General features: G+C 75.5%; 13 protein-coding genes and 1 tRNA gene. 9 read left to right on the top strand and 5 right to left on the bottom strand.

The window, feature by feature from the left end; genetic code table 11:
• Window positions 1-9 precede the first annotated feature (9 nt).
• The 5 genes from E4P39_RS02275 to E4P39_RS02255 all read left to right on the top strand — a co-directional run bounded on the left by E4P39_RS02275 (window position 10) and on the right by E4P39_RS02255 (window position 8,997).
• Window positions 10-714, top strand: coding sequence for an LppX_LprAFG lipoprotein (locus tag E4P39_RS02275; RefSeq protein ID WP_135134740.1), 705 nt, complete (start codon window positions 10-12; stop codon window positions 712-714).
• Window positions 683-2,431, top strand: a complete 1,749-nt coding sequence (locus E4P39_RS02270) for an MFS transporter (RefSeq protein WP_135134739.1) — start codon at window positions 683-685, stop codon at window positions 2,429-2,431. Before E4P39_RS02275 ends, E4P39_RS02270 begins: the two co-directional genes overlap by 32 nt.
• Before the next feature lie 59 nt (window positions 2,432-2,490).
• Window positions 2,491-6,123 (top strand): BTAD domain-containing putative transcriptional regulator, encoded by a 3,633-nt coding sequence (locus E4P39_RS02265; RefSeq protein ID WP_135134738.1) that lies wholly within the window; start codon window positions 2,491-2,493, stop codon window positions 6,121-6,123.
• Entirely contained in the window at window positions 6,120-7,502 is a 1,383-nt protein-coding gene (locus E4P39_RS02260; protein ID WP_135134736.1) for an FAD-binding oxidoreductase, read from the top strand. Before E4P39_RS02265 ends, E4P39_RS02260 begins: the two co-directional genes overlap by 4 nt.
• A gap of 100 nt (window positions 7,503-7,602) precedes the next feature.
• Complete coding sequence (locus tag E4P39_RS02255; protein WP_135134734.1) at window positions 7,603-8,997, top strand: FAD-binding protein; 1,395 nt, start codon at window positions 7,603-7,605, stop codon at window positions 8,995-8,997.
• 72 nt (window positions 8,998-9,069) lie between these two features.
• Here the strand turns inward: E4P39_RS02255 and E4P39_RS02250 are convergent, their stop codons facing one another.
• From E4P39_RS02250 to E4P39_RS02230, 5 genes are all read right to left on the bottom strand, one after another.
• On the bottom strand, window positions 9,070-9,612 hold the full coding sequence (locus E4P39_RS02250; protein ID WP_135134732.1) for a Clp protease N-terminal domain-containing protein: 543 nt from the start codon (window positions 9,610-9,612) through the stop codon (window positions 9,070-9,072).
• Between the two features lies 1 nt (window position 9,613).
• Window positions 9,614-9,847 (bottom strand): helix-turn-helix domain-containing protein, encoded by a 234-nt coding sequence (locus E4P39_RS02245; RefSeq protein WP_135134730.1) that lies wholly within the window; start codon window positions 9,845-9,847, stop codon window positions 9,614-9,616.
• A 125-nt stretch (window positions 9,848-9,972) separates the two neighbouring features.
• A complete protein-coding gene (locus tag E4P39_RS02240) occupies window positions 9,973-10,938 on the bottom strand; it encodes a zinc-binding dehydrogenase (RefSeq protein WP_135134729.1) in 966 nt (321 codons plus the stop codon).
• Between the two features lie 68 nt (window positions 10,939-11,006).
• Window positions 11,007-12,014, bottom strand: a complete 1,008-nt coding sequence (selD, locus tag E4P39_RS02235) for a selenide, water dikinase SelD (RefSeq protein WP_209306287.1) — start codon at window positions 12,012-12,014, stop codon at window positions 11,007-11,009.
• Window positions 12,011-12,643 (bottom strand): WYL domain-containing protein, encoded by a 633-nt coding sequence (locus tag E4P39_RS02230; RefSeq protein WP_135134727.1) that lies wholly within the window; start codon window positions 12,641-12,643, stop codon window positions 12,011-12,013. Before E4P39_RS02230 ends, selD begins: the two co-directional genes overlap by 4 nt.
• Before the next feature lie 62 nt (window positions 12,644-12,705).
• Here E4P39_RS02230 and E4P39_RS22100 point away from each other — a divergent pair.
• The 4 genes from E4P39_RS22100 to E4P39_RS02215 all read left to right on the top strand — a co-directional run bounded on the left by E4P39_RS22100 (window position 12,706) and on the right by E4P39_RS02215 (window position 17,847).
• Window positions 12,706-12,801 (top strand) — tRNA-OTHER (locus E4P39_RS22100).
• Window positions 12,802-12,830: 29 nt separating this feature from the next.
• The gene (gene selA, locus E4P39_RS02225) at window positions 12,831-14,138 is read left to right on the top strand and encodes an L-seryl-tRNA(Sec) selenium transferase (protein ID WP_135134725.1); all 1,308 of its coding nucleotides are present in this window, start codon (window positions 12,831-12,833) and stop codon (window positions 14,136-14,138) included.
• 5 nt (window positions 14,139-14,143) lie between these two features.
• Window positions 14,144-15,889 carry a selenocysteine-specific translation elongation factor gene (gene selB, locus E4P39_RS02220; RefSeq protein WP_135134842.1) on the top strand — a complete coding sequence of 582 codons (1,746 nt, stop codon included), beginning with the start codon at window positions 14,144-14,146 and terminating at the stop codon, window positions 15,887-15,889.
• Window positions 15,890-16,227: 338 nt separating this feature from the next.
• A complete protein-coding gene (locus tag E4P39_RS02215) occupies window positions 16,228-17,847 on the top strand; it encodes a S8 family serine peptidase (RefSeq protein ID WP_135134723.1) in 1,620 nt (539 codons plus the stop codon).
• The last annotated feature ends 9 nt before the right edge of the window (window positions 17,848-17,856 follow it).

Below are 17,856 nucleotides of genomic sequence, written 5' to 3'. Positions count from 1 at the left end.
GAGGTCGCCATGGGGATGCGCCGGACGGGCATCCGGCTGCTGGCCGCCGTCCTGCTCACGGCGCCCGTCCTGGCCGGCTGCAGCGGGGGCGAGGCCGAGGAGTCGGCGGCCGACCTGCTGGCGCGGGCGAAGACGACGCTGGACGGCGCCACCAGCGCCCACTTCGTCCTCGAGAGCGAGGGCGCGCCCGAGAGCGGCACCGTGCTGGTCGGAGGTGAAGGCGACATCGCGCGGCCGGCGGCGTTCGACGGGACGTTGAAGGTCCGGGCGATGGGGTCGACCCTCGACCTCCCGGTGATCTCCGTCGACGGCACCGTCTACGCCCGGGTCCCGTTCACGCCCGGCTTCAGCGAGGTCGACCCGGCGGCGTTCGGCTTCGGCGACCCCGGTGACCTGCTCGACCCGGAGACCGGGATCTCCCAGCTGCTGGAGTCGGCCGAAGGCGCGGAGCTGGGGGAGGAGCGCCGGGTGGACGGCGACGTGGTCCGCGAGGTGACCGCCGAGCTCACCGGCGAGCTGGTCGAGCAGCTCCTGACCAGCGAGGACCCGAGCACCGCCGTACGGGCACGGTTCTCCATCGCCACGGAGAGCGGCCAGCTGCGCCGGGCCGTCCTCACCGGACCGTTCTTCGCAGCCGGGGACGACGCGACGTACACGCTCGATCTCAGCGACTTCGGGGCCGATGTCGAGATCACCGCGCCGCCCACCGGCTGACCCGCCCGTCGATCGGGGGACGCCGAGCCTCGCCCTCGTCGTCCTGGCGACCCTCGCCGTCCTCGTCACCGCGGCCGACACCTACGTCGTCGTCCTGGCGCTGCCGGACATCCTCAGCGGGGTCGGCGTCGGGCTCGCCGAGCTGCAGCGGGCCACGCCGATCATCGGTGGGTTCCTGCTCGGCTACACCGCCACGCTGCCGCTGCTCGGCCGGCTGGCCGACGTGCACGGCCGGGTGCCCGTGCTGGTCGGCTGCCTGCTGCTGTTCGCGTTCGGCTCGCTGCTGACCGCCACCGCCGACTCGCTCGGCCCGGCCGTGCTCGGCCGCGGGCTGCAGGGCATCGGCGCCGGTGGGCTGGTGCCGGCCACGCTCGCGCTGGTCGCCGATCGCTGGCCGCCCGATCGCCGGTCGATGCCGCTCGGCGTCGTCGGTGCGGTCCAGGAGGCCGGCGCCGTGCTGGGTCCGCTCGCCGGCGCCGCGGTCCTGGCGGTCGCCGACTGGCGGGCGATCTTCTGGCTCAACCTGCTCCTCGGCCTGGGCCTGGCGGTCGGCGTCGCTGGATCCGGCCGGGTCGGGCGTCCGGACGGCGTCGGCATGGCGCTCGCCGTCGTCGCCGCCGTCGCCCTGGGGCTCCAGCTCGCCGCACCGGCCGCGCTGGCCGAGGACGTCACCGTCGGGCTGCTCTACGTCCCCCTCGTGCCCGCGATCGGGGCCAGCACACCGTTGGTCGTGGTGGCCGTGCTCGCCGCCGCGGGACTCGTGGCGCGCAGCCTTGCCCGGCCGGAGGGCGCCGTGCTGCCGCTGCGCGGGCTGGGCCGGCTGACCGCCGAGATCGACGTGCTCGGGTCCGCGCTCGCGGTGGTGGCCCTCGGCAGCCTGGTCTGGGCGTTCGCCGCCGCCGACCCGGCGACCGAGATCGTGGCCCACGGCGCCGTCCTGCTGCCCCTGGCCGTCGTGGCCGGTGCCGCCTTCGTGGTGCACGAGCGGCGGACGCCCGATCCGGTGCTGCCGCTCCGTGCGCTGCGGCCGGTGGGGGCGTGGGGCGCGCTGGTGGTCAATCTGCTCGTGGGTGCCGCGCTGGTGGCTGCGCTGGTCGACGTCCCCCTGTTCGCCCGCAGCACCACGACGCCCGGGGACCAGCTCGGGGCGGCCCTGGTGCTGCTCCGGCTGCTCGTCGCCGTCCCGGTGGGGGCGGTGGCCGGCGGCTGGCTCTGCCGCACCGTGGCCCCGCGGGTGGTCGCGGCGGGTGGGATGGCACTGGCGGCGCTCGCCTTCGTGGCCATGACGAGGTGGGACGCCGGGTCGCTGGACGGCGTGGCCTCGACGGCCGTGCTCCTGGCCGCCGGCCTCGGGTTCGGGCTGGCCATCGCGCCGGTCACCACCGTGCTGCTGGCCGTGACCGGTTCGGAGGTGCACGGCAGCGCCGGCGCGCTGGCCGTCGTGGCCAGGACCGTCGGGATGCTGGTCGGGCTGTCCCTGCTGACGGCGGTCGCGCTGCGCCGGTTCACCGCCGAGGTCGAGGCGATCGGCAGGCCGTTCGAGCTGTGCCCCTCGAGCCCGGCCGACTGCGCCGCCTACGACGCGGCCACCTCCGCCGCCGTCCTCACCCAGCTGCACACCGTGTTCGGCGGGGCCGCGATCGCCGCCGGGCTGGCCGCCGTCGCGGCGCTGACGCTGCTGCGCTCCGCCCGGCCGACGGCGGTTCCGCGGCGCTGACGGCACGATTCCTCCACAAGACCGCTCTCCTCGTCTAGCTTTCCCGCGGAGGGGGTGTCGTGGAGGACTCGGGGCAGCTGCACATCAGCCTGCTCGGCACCTGCACGGCCTCGTTCGGAGGCGCCCCGCTCGACCTCGGCGGGCCCCGCCAGCGCGCCGTCCTCGCCGTCCTCGTCCTGGGCCGGGGCGAGGCGGTGCCGGTGGAACGGCTCACCGAGTCGGTGTGGGGAGAACGGACCCCGGCCGATCCGGCTGGCGCGCTGCAGGCCTACGTCTCCCATCTGCGCCGCCGTCTCCAGCCGGGCAGCGCCGCCCGCACGCGCTCGGCCGTCATCGTCAGCGAGGGCAGGGGGTACGCCGTCCGGCTGCCGCCCGATGCGGTCGACGTCTGGCGGTTCGAGCGGCTGCTGGACCGGGCCGGGACGACGACCGACCCGCGCGCCGCCGCCGGACTGCTCGCCGAGGCGCTGGCGCTCTGGCGGGGACCGCCGCTGGCCGAGTGGGCCGACGAGCCGTGGGCCGAGCCCGAGATCGCGCGGCTCACCGGGTTGCGGGCGGCGACCCGCGAACGGCTGCTCGCCGCCCGGCTCGAGCTGGGCGAGGCCGCGATGCTCGTGCCCGACCTCGAGGCCATGGTCGCCGAGGAGCCGCTGCGCGAGGAGCGGTGGCGGCTGCTGGTCCTCGCCCTCTACCGCGCGCACCGGCAGGCCGACGCGCTGGGCACCCTCCGCCGGGCACGGACGACGCTCGCCGACGAGCTCGGCGTCGATCCCGGGCCCGCCCTGCGGGAGCTCGAGCAGCAGGTGCTCGCCCAGTCGCCGACGCTCGTCGTCCCCGAGCAGCGGTCCCGGCTGCGGCCGACGGCGGACTCCCGGACGACGCCGCCGACCGATGCGGCACCCGCCGCCCCCGCGCCCGACGACCTGCTCGACCGCGACCCGGAGATGCGGGCGGTCCGCTCGGCGCTCGACGACCTGATCGCGGGGGAGCCGCGGCTGCTGCTGATCGAGGGGCCGGCGGGCATCGGGAAGACACGCCTGCTCACCGAGGCCCGGCGGCTCGCCGGCGAGCGGTCGCTGCGGGTGCTCACCGCGCGGGGCAGCCAGCTGGAGAAGGCGTTCGGCTTCGGCGCCGTCCGCCAGCTCTTCGAACCCGAGCTCACCACCGACGAGCGACGGCAGCAGCTGCTCGGCGGCGCCGCGGCCAGCGCGCGGACGGTCTTCGACCTCGCGCCCGGTGATGCTCCGGACGGCTCCTTCGCCGTCCTGCACGGCCTGTACTGGCTGGCGGTGAACCTGACGGCGGACGGTCCGCTGGTCCTGGCGATCGACGACCTGCAGTGGTGCGACAGCGCCTCGCTGCGCTGGCTGGCATACCTCGTGCGCCGGCTGGACGCGCTGCCCGTGCTCGTCGTCGGCACCGTGCGCACGGGTGAGCAGCACGCGGACGAGGAACTGCTGACCGAGTTGTCGCTGGAGCCGGCGGCCGCCGTGGTGCGGCCGGCCGCGCTCTCCCCGGAGGCCACCACGGACCTGGTCGAGCGGCGCCTCGGCGGGCCGGTCTCGCCGCTGTTCACCCTGGCCTGCCAGCGCACGACGTCGGGCAACCCGCTGCTGCTGCGGCAGTTGCTCCGGGGGTTGGAGGCCGACGCCGTGCGGCCCGATGCGGCGCACGCCGACATGGTCGTGGCCGTCGGTTCGCGCGCCGTGTCCAGCATGGTGCTCATGCGGCTGCGGCGGCTGCCCGGCGCGGCCGCCGACGTGGCGCGGGCCGCAGCGGTCCTCGGTGACGGCGCGCCCCTGCCGGCGGTGGCGACCCTGGCCGAGCTGTCCGAGGGGGAGACCGCGGGTGCCCTGGCGGCGCTGGCGCGCTGCGAGATCGTCAAGGACGAGCAGCCGATGGCCTTCGTGCACCCCCTGGTGCGCGAGGCGGTGTACCGCGACCTGCCCGCGGCCGAGCGCGCGCTGCGGCACGAGCGGGCGGCCGCGCTGCTGGGCGCCGCCGGGGCCAGTGACGAGCAGGTCGCCGCGCACCTGCTGCGTGCGCCGAGCCGCGGCGACCCGGGCACCGTCGAGGTGCTGCGCCGGGCGGCGCGCACGGCCGCCGACCGGGGTGCCTCCGACAGTGCGGTCACGCTCCTGCGCCGGGCCCTGGCCGAACTGCCCGCGGGGGAGCTGCGCTGCGAGGTCCTGACCGAGCTGGGCCTGCTGGAGTCGCTGATCGACGGCGCCGCCAGCACTGAGCACCTGCTGCAGGCCTACGCGCTGCACCAGGACCCGGAGGCCCGCGCCGTCATCGCCGTCGCGATCGCCCGCACCGAGGTGTTCGCCAGCCCGCCGGGCGTGGCCATGGCGTTCGCGCGGGAGGCGGCCGCCGGCCTGCCCCCCGAGCTGGCCGACCACCGCCAGGCGCTGCTCGCCATCCAGCGGACCAGCGGCTACATGCACGGCCTGGAGCGCGACGTGTGGGGGCGGACGGCGCCGCCGGAACCGGACGGGACCGGACACGGTGCCCAGATGCTGGCGGCCACCCTCGCCTTCGAGACGATGATCGAGGGCAGGGATCGCGACCGCGCCGTCGCCCTGGCCCGCTTCTCGCTGGACGGCGACCGGCTCTGGTCGGTCGACAGCGGCCTGTTCTGGGTGGTGGCGGCCGACGTCCGGATGCTCGCGGACGACGACCTCGGCGACTTCTGGGCGCGGGCGCGAGCGCAGGCGCACGCCCGCGGCTCGTTGTTCATGGTGATGTCGACCAGCCTCTGGGAGGGCTACTGGCGCTGGCGGCGCGGCGAGCTCGACGAGGCGCTGGCCTGCCTGACCGCGGCGCTCGACCAGGACCGGATGTGGGGCGGGTCCGGGATCGGGGAGCCGTACACGCGGTCGTTCCAGATCGGCTGCCACCTCGACCGCGGAGACGTCGCCGCCGCCCGGGAGGTCGCGGACGCGGCGCTGAAGGGACCGGCGCTGGGGGAGGGCGGCCGGCTGCTCCAGCACTCGCTCGCCCGCCTGCTCGCCGTCGAGGGCCGGCCCGCCGAGGCACTCGCCGCGCTCGACGCCATCCCCATGCCCGTGCCGGTCCGCAACCCGGTGTGGAACCCGTGGCTGACCACCGCGGCGATCGCGCTGGACCGGCTGGGCCGCACCGACGAGGCGGTGACCCTCATGCAGGAGGAGGTGGCCCGGCTGCGTCAGTGGGGCGCGCCGAGCTACCTCGGGACGGCGCTGTGCCGCCTCGGCCAGCTGCGCGGGGACGCCGGGCTCGACGACATGCGCGAGGCCGTGGAGGTGCTGACCCCCACGTACGCCGCGGTGGAGCTCGCGCGCGCCCGGTGCATGGTCGGCAGCCGCCCGCAGGTGCCGGACGACGAGGCCGTCGCGCTGCTCCACGCCGCGCTCGACACCGCCCTCGACCGGGGCGCACTCGGCATCCAGCGGCGCGCCCGGGCGGCACTGGCCCGCCGCGGCCGGCCCGACGACAGCGGGCGGGACGCACAGCGGTGCCCCACCTCGACCGAGCGCCGGATCGTGGAGCTCGCCGCCGCGGGCAACGGCGTCCGCGACGTCGCCCAGCAGCTGTTCCTGACCCCGGGCACCGTCCAGGCGGTGCTCGAGACGGTGTCCGCCGACGGCCTCAAGTTTCCCTCAAGTCCGGCGTTCGATGCTCGGTCCCTGGCAATCGGGAGGACCCTGTGACGCGTCAGTCAGCGCCCGCCCGCGCCGAGGGGCTGCGTGGGCTGTGCGGCGGCTCGGTGCAGCTGCCGGGTGACCCCGCCTACGACATGGCCCGCTCGCCGTGGAACCTGCAGATGCGGGACTACCCCGCCGCGGTGGCCTACCCCGCCTTCCCCGACGAGGTCGCGGAGGTGCTGCGAGCGGCCGCGGACGCCGGCCTGCAGGTCGCCGCGCAGGGCACCGGCCACGGCGCCCCGCCGCTGGAGGGCCGGCTCGGGAACGCCGTGCTGCTGCGGACCTCCGCGATGACCGAGCTGGAGGTGGACGCCGACCGGCGCACCGTCCGTGCGGGCGCCGGCGTGCTGTGGGGCGATCTCGCCGACGCCGCCGGGCACGCCGGTCTGGCGGCCCGGCACCCGTCGTCGCCCGACGTCGGGGTGGTCGGCTACACCCTCGGGGGCGGGATCGGCTGGTACGCCCGCCGGCTCGGCCTGCAGTGCAACGCGGTGACGGCGGTGGAGCTGGTGCTCGCGGACGGCACACTCGTGCGGGCAACGGCGGAGACCGAACCCGACCTGTTCTGGGCGTTGCGGGGCGGTGCCGCGCCCCTGGGGGTGGTCACCGCCCTGGAGTTCGAGCTCTTCCCCCTCGAGACCGTGGTCGCCGGCGCGCTGGCCTGGGACTGGACCGCCGTGGAGCGCGTGCTGCCCGCGTGGGTGGCCTGGTGCGCCGACGCGCCGGAGGCCGCGACCACCGCCTTCCGGCTGGTGGACGTGCCGGCCGTGGACCCGATCCCGGCCGAGCTGCGCGGCCGGCAGATCGCGATGATCGACGGCGCCGTGCTGGGGGACGACGCCTTCGCCGCCGAGGTGCTGGCGCCGCTGCGGGCGCTGCGACCGGAGTTCGACACGGTCGAGCGGGTGCCGGCGGCGTCCCTGGTGCGGCTGCACCTCGACCCGGAGGGTCCGACCCCGGCCTACGCGAGCAGCACGCTGGTCGCCGGACTCCCCGACGCCGCCATCGCCGGCGTGCTGGCTGCCGTGGGTCCCGGGTCCGGCACGCGGCTGGCCGCCGCCGAGCTGCGGCAGCTGGGCGGCGCCCTGGCACGGCCGGATCCCGACGGCGGTGCGCTGTCCTTCCTGGACGGGCAGTTCCTGGCGCTCGGCCTCGGCCTCGGCGGCGGCAACGACGAGGACTGGGAGCGGCAGCGGGCCGATGCCGCGCGCTTCCTCTCCGCGGTCGAGCCGTGGGCCACCGGGCGGCAGTACCTGCCGATGCTGGACGACTCGACCGACACGCGGAAGGTGTTCCCCCCGGGCGTGCACGCGCGGCTGTCGGCGATCCGGCGCGCCGCCGACCCGGGCGACCTGTTCCTCGCCCCGCACCCCGGCCACACCTGACGAGACTTGAGACGGTCGCCTCAAGGCGATCGCAGCCGGCCGTCAAGGACGTCGGCGCACGGTTCCTCCATTCGTTCGATCCGAACTGGAGGACATCCCCGTGACGCTCACCCTCGACGCCCCCGTCGTCGCCTCCGACGTCTCCTTCGACAGCCTGCGCGCGCGGCTGACCGGCTCGGTGCACACCCCGGACGAGCCGGAGTACGACGCGCTCGTCTCGCCGTGGAACCTCGCCGTCCCCATGCGGCCGGCCGCCGTCGTCGCCGTCCGCACCGCCGAGGACGTGGCCGAGGCCGTCCGCTTCGCCGGGGCCCACGGCTTCACCGCCGGTGTGCAGGCCACCGGCCACGGTGCCGAGCGCTCGCTGGCCGGGCACCTGCTCGTGATGACCCGCGGCCTCGACGAGGTGACCGTGCACCCCGAGGGCTGGGCCCGGGTGGGTGCCGGCGTGAAGTGGTCGCAGCTGGTTCCGGTCGCCGCGGCCTACGGCCTCGCCGGGGTCAACGGCTCCACCACCGACGTCGGCATCGTCGGCTACACGACCGGCGGCGGCGTCGGTCCCCTGGCCCGCACCTACGGCATCAACGCCGACCGGGTGCGCGCCTTCGAGGTGGTCACCGGTGACGGCGTCTTCCGCCGGGTGACCCCGACCGAGTACCCGGACCTGTACTTCGCGCTCCGCGGGGGCAAGGGCGCCGCCGGCATCGTGACCGCGCTCGAGTTCGACCTGATCCACATGCCGACCTTCTACGGCGGGGCGGTCTACTTCGACGGCGCCGACGCGGCCGAGGTCATCGACCGGTGGCGCGGCTGGGCCGACGACCTGCCGGAGCAGGGGACGACGTCGTTCGTGATCTTCCAGCTGCCGCCGCTGCCGGAGATCCCGCCGCCCCTGGCCGGGCGCATGAGCCTCGGGATCCGGTTCCTGTGGACCGGTGAGCCGGAGGAGGGGGCCCGGCTGCTGAACCAGATCCGGGCGGTCGCGCCGGTGATCCTGGACGACGCGAACCTGCGGCCCTACACCGAGATCGACCACGTGCACGCCGACCCGGTCGACCCGATGCCGGTCGTCGACCCGGCGATCCTGCTGAACGGGTTCCCGGCCGAGGCGGCCGAGAAGCTGCTCGCCGTCGCGGGCTACGGGTCGGGCTCGCCCCAGGTCCTGGTCGAGGTGCGCCACCTCGGCGGCGCGTACGCCCGCGAGGGCGCCCACCCGAGTGCCTTCAGCCACCGGGCGGCGAAGTTCAGCGTGCTGACGGTCGCGATGGCGGCGGACGAGGAGATGGCCGCGGGCGGGCTGGCGCACGCCGACCAGGTGTTCACGGCGCTGGCGGACTGGGACACCGGCGGGGTGTGGCCGAACTTCGGCATCCCGCACGACGCCGTCTCGGCGCGGCGGTGCTACGACGAGGCGACCCTCGCCCGGCTCCGGGAGGTCACCGCGACCTACGACCCCCAGGGCGTGCTGCAGGCCGGCGCGTACACGCGAGCCTGACAGGTGTTCGTTCCTCCGGTGCCCGGACGGGTTCGCCCGTCCGGGCGCCGTCGCCCCGTGCGGAAGGGTCGGTCAGGACGCCAGCGCCGCCGTGAGGTCCCGGCGCAGGTCCAGCGGGTCGACCCCCCGGTCGTGGATGACCTTCAGTGCCAGACCTTCGCCGGCGCGGAGCAGGGCGAGTGCGAGGTGCACGTCGCCGATGCTCCTGGACTTCAGCGCGATGGCCTCGCGGAGGGAGAGCTCGAGGACCTTCTTCGCGGGCCGCGTGAACGGGATGTGGTTGCCCGGCCCGTGACCGCGGCGACCCGCACTGTCGAGGGCCCCCGGACCGAACGCCGCCTCGACGCTGCTCCGGACCGCGTCCAGGTCGATGCCGAGGGTGGACAGGGCGTCGGCGTCCAGGTCGGTGCCGCGAACGTGGCCGGCCACCGCGTCGGTCACGACGTCGTGCGTGAGCCCGTACCGGGTCAGGACGGCGCCGCTCGCCGTTTCCGGCTGCGCCGCCAGTGCCAGCAGCAGGTGCTCGGTGCCGATCCAGTCGTGGTGCAGCGCCCGGGCCTCCTCCTGGGCGGCGACCACGGTCAGCCGGGCCTCGGTGGTGAAGCGTTCGAACATGTCAGTCCTTCCGCCGGAGCGGCCCGCGGCCGCTCGCGTACTTCTTGTGCACTGCCTGCCGGGTGACGCCCAGGAGCTGGGCGATCTGGTCCCACGTCCAGCCCTGGTCGCGGGCGTTGCCGACCTGGAGGGCCTCCAGGCGCTCGACGAGCGTCCGCAGCGAACGGACGGCGCGAAGTCCCACCGCCGGATCGCGGCTGCTGGCAGCGGATGCCACCTGCGCTGTGTCTGCCATGCCTGTCAACCTAGGTTGATTTCTGGCGCCCTGTCAACCTCGATTGACAGGATCGGGACGAGAACGCGCTGAGCGCCCTCACCCGGGTGGGATGTGGGCGCTCAGCGGGTGGTGATCTTGCGGCGCTAGACCGTGAAGACGATCTTCCCGGCGGTCCGGCCTTCGAGCATGCGCTCGAAGCCGTCGCGCGCCTGGGACAGCGGCAGCTCGACGTCGATCTGCGGGCGGATCCCGCTGACCCGGCACAGCTCGATCAGCGACTCCAGCTCCGCGCGGGTGCCCATCGTGGAGCCGATCACCGAGAGCTGGGTGAAGAAGATCCGGTTGAGCTCGGCGCCGGGGTTGAAGCCGGTCGTCGCGCCGGAGATGACGATCACGCCGCCCGGCTTCAGCGACTTGACGCTGTGCGACCAGGTCGCCTCGCCGACGGTCTCCATCACGCCGTCCACCCGGCCGGGGAGGCGCGCGCCGGTCTCGAACGCCTGGTCCGCACCCATCGCGATCGCGGCGGCCCGCTTCTCCTCGGTCCGGCCGGTCACCCACATCCGGAAGCCGGCGGCCCGGCCGAGCACGATCAGCGCGGTCGCGACGCCGCCGCTCGCGCCCTGCACGAGGACGGTCTGCCCCGGCCGCAGCCCGGACTTCACGAACAGCATGCGGTAGGCGGTGAGCCAGGCGGTGGGCAGGCAGGCGGCCTCGGCGAAGGACAGCTCGGCCGGCTTGGGCAGCAGGTTGCGCTTCGGGACGGCGACCCGCTCGGCCATGGTCCCCTGGTGCAGCTCGGAGAAGAGCGAACGCTTGGGGTCCAGCGTCTCGTCGCCCGTCCAGCCCGGGCTGGCCACGACGCCGTGGACGACGACCTCGTTGCCGTCCGCGTCGATCCCGGCGGCGTCGGTGCCGAGGGTCATCGGCATCCGCTCCTGCGGCAGCCCGACCCCCTGGAGGCTGAAGAGGTCGTGGTGGTTGAGCGATGCGGCCTTGACCTGCACCGTCGTCCAGCCGTCCGGCACCTCGGGCTCGGGACGGTCACCGACCTCCAGAACGGACATCGGGTCCTTCGGTGCGGGCGTGGAGACGAAGGCTGCAAGCATGTTCGGACGTTAACGGAGCGCCCCGGCAGCGGCGACGCGGGGACTTTCCGCGCGGAACGTCCCGCTGCTCACCGGACGACGACGACGTGCTCCCCGCGCGGCACGAACTCCCCGATCACGGCCGCCCCCGGGATCTCCCCGCCGAGCAGCAGCCCGCCGGAGGTCTGCGCGTCGGCGAGCAGCAGCGCCTCGTCCTCGGACACCGCCGACAGGTCGGTGTGCGGCCGCACCCAGTCGAGGTTGCGGCGGGTGCCGCCGGAGACGAACCCCTCCGCCAGCGCCTCCCGCGCGCCGAGCAGGTAGGGGACGGCGGCGGCGTCGACGACCGCGGTGACTCCGCTGGCCCGCGCCATCTTGTAGAGGTGCCCGAGCAGGCCGAAGCCGGTGACGTCGGTGCCGGCGCGGATGCCGGCGGCGACCGCCGCCTGCCCGGCCTCGCGGTTGAGTGCGGCCATCGAGGCGACCGCCTCCTCGGAGACCTCGCCGGTCGCCTTCATCCGGCTGTTCAGCACTCCCACCCCGAGTGGCTTGGACAGCGACAGCGCCGTCCCCGCGACCGCGGCGTCGTTCCGGAGGAGCCGGTCGAGATCGACCAGGCCTGTCACGGCCATCCCGTACTTGGGTTCCGGGTCGTCGATCGAGTGGCCCCCACCGACGTGACAGCCGGCCTCCTGCGCCACCTCGAGCCCGCCGCGCAGGACCTCCGCGGCGAGCTCGGCGGGCAGCACGTCGCGCGGCCAGCCGAGCAGGTTGACCGCGACGACGGGCGTGCCGCCCATGGCGTAGACGTCCGACAGCGCGTTGGCCGCCGCGATCCGGCCGAACGTGTAGGCGTCGTCCACGACGGGGGTGAAGAAGTCGGTGGTCAGGACGAGGCCCTGGCCGCCGGCGATCCGCACCACGGCGGCGTCGTCACCGTCGTCCAGGCCCACGACGAGTTCCGCGTTGGGTGCGGCAGGGCCGGTGGCGGTCAGCCCCGCGACCACCGCCTCCAGCTCACCGGGCGGGATCTTGCAGGCGCAGCCGCCGCCGTGCGCGAACTGGGTGAGCCGGATGCGGGCAGGTGCGGTGGTCACCCGTCGAATCTAGGTCGCGACGGGGACCTGCCGCCGGGCAGCACGACCAGCCGGGGAGGCGCCGCCGCGGTGACCGTGCCCGGGGACCGCTCCGCAGGGTGGGTCCTGCTCAGGGCCCGGCCCGCGGGATGCCCGTCGGCCGGAGGGGTGCCGAAGTCGGTGAGCTCCCGCCGCGGCGACGTCTCCGCGGTCAGCTCGACGCTCTCGATGCGGTCCTCCCGGAACCACCGCATCGCGTCCCGCTCCCGGCACCACGCCACCAGGAACCAGTGCCGGCCGCTCTTGGCGAGCAGCTGGGGCTCGACCTCGCGACGCGACGTGGCGCCCTTGCCGTCGCGGTAGCGGACGATCAGCACCCGCCGGCGGGTCACGGCCTGCTCGACGACCGACCGGACCTCGGCGGAGTGACCGGCCTCGGCGCTGACCCACAAGCTCGTCGCGAGCAGCCGGGCGCGCCGCTCCGGATCGGGCTCCAACGCCTCGAGGACCTTCTCCAGCGCGCCCCTGCCGTTCGCGGCGTACGGGCCGTCGGGCTGGGCCGCGAGCGCGACGGCCACGGCGGCTGCCTCCTCGGGGGCGAGGGTGACCGGCGGCAGCGTCGCGGCGGGGCGGAACTCGGTGCGGGTCATGGCGGGATGGTGACAACGCCCTCTGACATTTTCCGGCGGCCCCGGCACGTAGGCTCCCGATCGGAGGCGTCAGGGTGTCTGGTGACCCCCGCGGCCTCTAAAGCCGACGTGGCCGAGTAGCTCGGTCAGGCGGGTTCGATTCCCGTCCGCCTCCGCCATACCTCCCTGCCGCCTACGCTGCGCAGCGATGACCGATCCCCGCCGGCAGGTGCCGCGCACCGACACCCTCCTCGCCGACCCGCAGCTGGCCGCGGCCGGCGAGCGGCTGGGTCGCGGCCTGGTCAAGGGCGCCGTCCGACGCGTGCAGCAGCGGATCCGCGACGGCGAGGTCGCGCCCCCCGACGCCGTGGACGCCGTCCTCGCGTCCCTGCCCACGACCGCGGGCAGCCTCCGGCCGGTCCTCAACGCCACGGGCGTCCTCGTGCACACCAACCTCGGCCGTGCGCCGCTGTCCGAAGCCGCCGTCGAGGCCGTCGCCGCGGCCAGCGGCACCACCGACGTCGAGCTGGACCTCGGGACCGGCCGCCGCGGCCCGCGCGGGGAGGCGGCGATCGCCGCGTTGGTCGCCGCCGTCCCGGCGGCCGAGGCCGCGATCGTGGTCAACAACTGCGCCGCTGCCCTCGCCCTGGTCGCGACCGCACTGGGCGCCGGGCGGGAGCTGGTGCTGGCCCGCGGTGAGCTGGTCGAGATCGGCGACGGGTTCCGGATCCCCGAGCTGCTCGGTGCGACCGGCGCGCGGCTGCGCGAGGTGGGGACGACGAACCGGGTCACCCTCGCCGACTACCGGGGCGCCCTCGGGCCGGACACCGGAGCGGTGCTCAAGGTGCACCCGTCGAACTTCGTGGTCCGCGGGTTCACCCGGGCGGTCGAGGTGGGTGAGCTCGCCGCGGCGCTGGCCGGCACGGGCGTCCCGCTGATCGCCGACGTCGGCTCGGGTCTGCTCCGCCCGCATCCGACCCTGCCGGACGAGCCGGACCTGCAGAGCACGCTGGAAGCCGGTGCCGACCTCGTGCTGGCCAGCGGGGACAAGCTGCTCGGCGGTCCGCAGGCGGGTCTGGTGCTCGGGCGCACCGACCTGGTGCAGCGGCTGCGCCGGCACCCGCTCTACCGGGCGCTGCGGGTGGACAAGACGACCCTCGCCGCGCTGGAGGCCACGCTGCGCGGTCCGCTGCCGCCGGTGCAGGAGATGCTCGCCGCCGACCTCGAGGGACTCCGCGCACGGGCCCGCGCGCTCGCCGCCCGGTTCGCCGAGGCCGGCATCGACGCGGTCGCCGTCGACGCGGACGCGCGGGTGGGCGGGGGAGGGGCGCCGGAGCAGCCCCTGCCGAGCGCCGCGGTGTCGCTGCCGCCGTCGTTCGCCGAGCGCCTGCGGCAGGGCGCCCCGCCGGTCGTCGGCTACCTGGAGGGCGACCGCACGCTGCTGAACCTGCGCAGCCTGCCGCCGTCGTCCGACGAGGACCTCGCCGTCGCGGTGCTGGACTGCGCCTCTCCGTGACCGGCATGGACGTCCTCGCCACCGCCGGCCACGTCGACCACGGCAAGTCCGCGCTGGTCCGCGCGCTCACCGGCATGGAGCCCGACCGCTGGGCGGAGGAGCGCCGCCGGGGCCTCACGATCGACCTCGGGTTCGCCTGGACGACGCTGCCGTCGGGCCGGCGGCTCGCGGTCGTCGACGTCCCCGGTCACGAACGGTTCGTCGGCAACATGCTGGCCGGGGTGGGCTCTGTGCCCGCCGCGCTGCTCGTGGTCGCGGCCGACGACGGCTGGTCGGCGCAGACGGCGGAACACGTCGCCGTCCTCGACGCCCTGGGCGTCCGGCACGCGCTCGTGGCGGTGACCAAGGCCGATATCGCCGATCCCGCCCCGGTGCTCGCCGACGTCCACGAGCGGCTGACCGGGACCTCGATGGGCGACGTGCCCGGTGTCGCGGTCAGCGCGCTCACCGGCGCCGGGCTGCCGGAACTGGCCGAGGCCCTGGAGATACTGCTGGCCGGCCTGCCCACCGCCGACGCCGATGCGCCGGTGCGGCTGTGGATCGACCGGGCCTTCACGATCCGGGGCGCCGGCACCGTCGTCACCGGCACCCTCGCCGCCGGGACCGTGGCCACGGGCGACCGCCTCCTCCTCGGCGATCGCGAGGTGGGCGTGCGGGGGATGCACTCGCTCGGCGAGCCGGTCGAGCGGGCCGCCGCGACGGCGCGGGTGGCGCTGAACCTGCGGGGCGTGGCGCTCGAGGAGTTGTCCCGGGGCGACGCGCTGCTCACCCCCGCGGCGTTCCGCCGCACCTCGCTGCTCGACGTCACCCTCGCCGCGGGGCCGGAGGAGTCACTGCCGGCCGAGGCGGTCGTGCACGTCGGATCGGCCACCGTGGGCGCGAGGCTGCGTCCCCTGGACGGCGCGGTGCTCCGGCTGCGGCTGGCGTCCCCGCTGCCCGTGCGGATCGGTGACCGGCTCCTCCTCCGCGACCCCGGGAACCGTCGCGTGCTCGGTGCCGACGTGCGGGACGTCGATCCGCCCGAGCTGCGTCGCCGGGGAGCCGCCCGGCAGCGGGCCGCCGAGCTCGCGGCCCGGCCCACGCTGCTGGCCGGCGCCGCGGCGGACCTCACCCGCCGTCGGGTGGTCCGTGCCGACGACTTCGCGGCGATGGGCTGGCCGGTGCCGGAGGGCGCCACGGTGCACGGACCGTGGCTCGTGGCCCCGGGCCTGGCCGACGGGCTGGCCGCGCGGCTGCCCCGCGCCGTGGCGGCCTACCGGAAGGCGCATCCGCTGGAACCGGGGCCGCCGGCCGAGGTGGTGCGTCGGGTCCTCGAGCTGCCGGACACCGAGCTGCTGACCGCCGTGGTCCGGCCGCCCCTGCAGCTGCGGGAGGGGCGCGTCGTCGACGGTTCGGCCGACCTGCCCCCGGCGGTGCAGCGGGCGGTGGACGGCGTCCGTGCCCGACTGGCCGCGGACCCGTTCGCCGCACCCGAGGCCGGCGACCTGACCGCCGCCGGGCTGGGCGTGCGCGAGCTGGGGGCCGCCGTGCGCAGCGGGCAGCTGCTGCGGATCGCGGAGGGGGTCTACCTCGCGCCGGGGATCGAGGGAGAGGCCCGCGCCCGGCTGGCCGACGTCGCGCAACCCTTCACGCTGAGCCAGGCGCGGCAGGCCTGGGGAACCAGCCGCCGGGTGGCCGTGCCGCTCATGGAGTGGCTCGACCGGCAGGGCGTCACCGCCCGGCTGCCGGACAACACCCGCCGCCTGCGGTAGCCGGCGCGAGTCGGCTCCGCCGACCGCGCGGAGCATGCCGCCCCGGCGGGCGGTCGCGCCTGTGGGGATGGCGCGTCGGGCCGGACGCGCTCGGGCAGCGGAGCCCGGGCCGGTGACGGAGCGTGAGCGGTCGCGCGGAGCGACCCTTGGGCGGCCCCCGCCGTCGAGGGCCCCGCGGCAGGCCGGGAACGGCGTGATCAGGCCCGCAGGGTCATCCCATGGGGTAGCTGGTGGCCCGTGGGGTGATGACACTGTGCGCGGTTAGCGGGTTACTGAGGGTGCGATTCAGGGACGAGTCGTTCGCGGTGCATCACGCAATCGAAGGCAAAGGTCACGCAATGTCATCAGGAAACGGAAACCGGCTCCCGCGGCGCCCCCTCGGCCGCCGCGCGGTCCGCGGTGTCGCGGTCTCGACCCTGGGCGCCCTGCTCGCCGGCTCCGGCCTCGGGGTCGCCCACGCCGAGGTGAACCCCGCGCTGGGCTACGACGCAGCGGCCGACAAGGGCTCCCTGTACAACATCGCGGAGGTCGTCGGCGCCCACGACGCCTACCGCAAGGGGCTCACCGGCAAGGGCGTCGGCGTGGCCCTGATCGACACCGGCGTCGCCCCGGTGCCGGGTCTCACGAGCGGCAACGTGGTCAACGGGCCCGACCTGTCGTTCGACAGCCAGCTGCCCGGTATGGCGCACCTCGACGCCTTCGGGCACGGCACCCACATGGCGTCGATCATCGCCGGCCGGGACACCGCCGGGACCCCCTCGTCGTATCTAGACCCGGCGCGCTTCACCGGGATCGCGCCCGACGCCACCCTGGTGAACGTCAAGGTCGGCGCGAGCAACGGCGCGGTAGACGTCACGCAGGTCATCGCGGCCATCGACTGGGTCGTCGAGCACGCGAAGGACCCGGGGCTGAACATCCGGGTGATCTCGCTCGCCTACGGCACCGACTCGGTGCAGAGCAGCACGGTCGACCCGCTCGCCTTCGCCGTCGAGAACGCCTTGAAGAAGGGCATCGTCGTCGTCGCCGCCGGCGGCAACGACGCCGAGCCGAACAAGACGCTGGCCAACCCGGCCTACGACCCGCACGTCCTCGCGGTCGGTGCGATGGACAGCGCCGGCACGGTGAGCCCCTCCGACGACACGGTCCCGGACTGGTCCACCCGAGGCACCGACGCCCGGCACGTCGACGTCGTCGCCCCGGGTGTGTCGGTGCTGGGGCTCCGCGTGCCCGGCGGCGTGTCGGACTCGAACAACCCGCAGGCGCGGGTCGGGGAGCGGTTCGCGCGCGCCTCGGGCACGTCGCAGGCGACCGCGGTCGCCGCGGGAGAGGCGGCGCTGATCCTGCAGAAGTACCCCTGGCTCACGCCCGCCCAGGTCAAGCAGCTGATGACGACCACCGCCAGCGGCATCCTCTCGACGCTGCCGATCTTCGGCGGCAGCGGCCTGGTCAACCTCCGTGCGGTGCTGACCAATCCCCTCAACTCTCTCCTCGGGACCGTGGGCGGGCTGCTCGACTCCCTCACCGCCACCCGCTGGGGGTCGGGCACCGGATCCCTGGAGAAGGCGCGCGGCAGCTTCCACGTCGGGGCGGACTCGTCCGAGCTCCGAGGTGAGATCGACATCTTCGGCCGCGCCTGGAGCGGCTACACGTGGTCCCGCCAGACCGCCGGCGGCACCGCCTGGAGCTACGGCTCCTGGCGCGGGGAGCGCATGACCGGCGACGCCTGGCAGGACGGGACCTGGCCGACCGCCACCTGGCTCGACGCGGACTGGACCGGCGCGGCCTGGACGTCGGACGGCTGGTCGGCCCAGACCTGGCGCGACGGCACCTGGACCGCGCAGACCTGGCGCGACGACGGCTGGTCGGCCCAGACCTGGCGCGAGAACGGCTGGTCCGCCCAGACCTGGCGCGACCACGGCTGGTCGGCGCAGACCTGGCGCAGTGACAACTGGTCCTGACCCAGCGGG

The organism is Blastococcus sp. CT_GayMR19 (assembly GCF_004570385.1).
In the GTDB taxonomy this organism is placed as follows: Bacteria; Actinomycetota; Actinomycetes; order Mycobacteriales; family Geodermatophilaceae; genus Blastococcus_B.
Note: the sequence above shows the minus strand (reverse complement) of the source record. Positions and strands in the feature narration are given on the sequence as shown.

Excerpts from the sequence above, each read along its gene's own strand:
- E4P39_RS02275 (WP_135134740.1), top strand. The coding sequence starts at position 10 with ATGGGGATGCGCCGGACGGGCATCCGGCTGCTGGCCGCCGTCCTGCTC.
- E4P39_RS02270 (WP_135134739.1), top strand. The coding sequence starts at position 683 with ATGTCGAGATCACCGCGCCGCCCACCGGCTGACCCGCCCGTCGATCGG.
- E4P39_RS02250 (WP_135134732.1), bottom strand. The coding sequence starts at position 9,612 with ATGTTCGAACGCTTCACCACCGAGGCCCGGCTGACCGTGGTCGCCGCC.
- E4P39_RS02245 (WP_135134730.1), bottom strand. The coding sequence starts at position 9,847 with ATGGCAGACACAGCGCAGGTGGCATCCGCTGCCAGCAGCCGCGATCCG.
- E4P39_RS02240 (WP_135134729.1), bottom strand. The coding sequence starts at position 10,938 with ATGCTTGCAGCCTTCGTCTCCACGCCCGCACCGAAGGACCCGATGTCC.
- E4P39_RS02230 (WP_135134727.1), bottom strand. The coding sequence starts at position 12,643 with ATGACCCGCACCGAGTTCCGCCCCGCCGCGACGCTGCCGCCGGTCACC.
- selA (WP_135134725.1), top strand. The coding sequence starts at position 12,831 with ATGACCGATCCCCGCCGGCAGGTGCCGCGCACCGACACCCTCCTCGCC.
- selB (WP_135134842.1), top strand. The coding sequence starts at position 14,144 with ATGGACGTCCTCGCCACCGCCGGCCACGTCGACCACGGCAAGTCCGCG.
- E4P39_RS02215 (WP_135134723.1), top strand. The coding sequence starts at position 16,228 with ATGTCATCAGGAAACGGAAACCGGCTCCCGCGGCGCCCCCTCGGCCGC.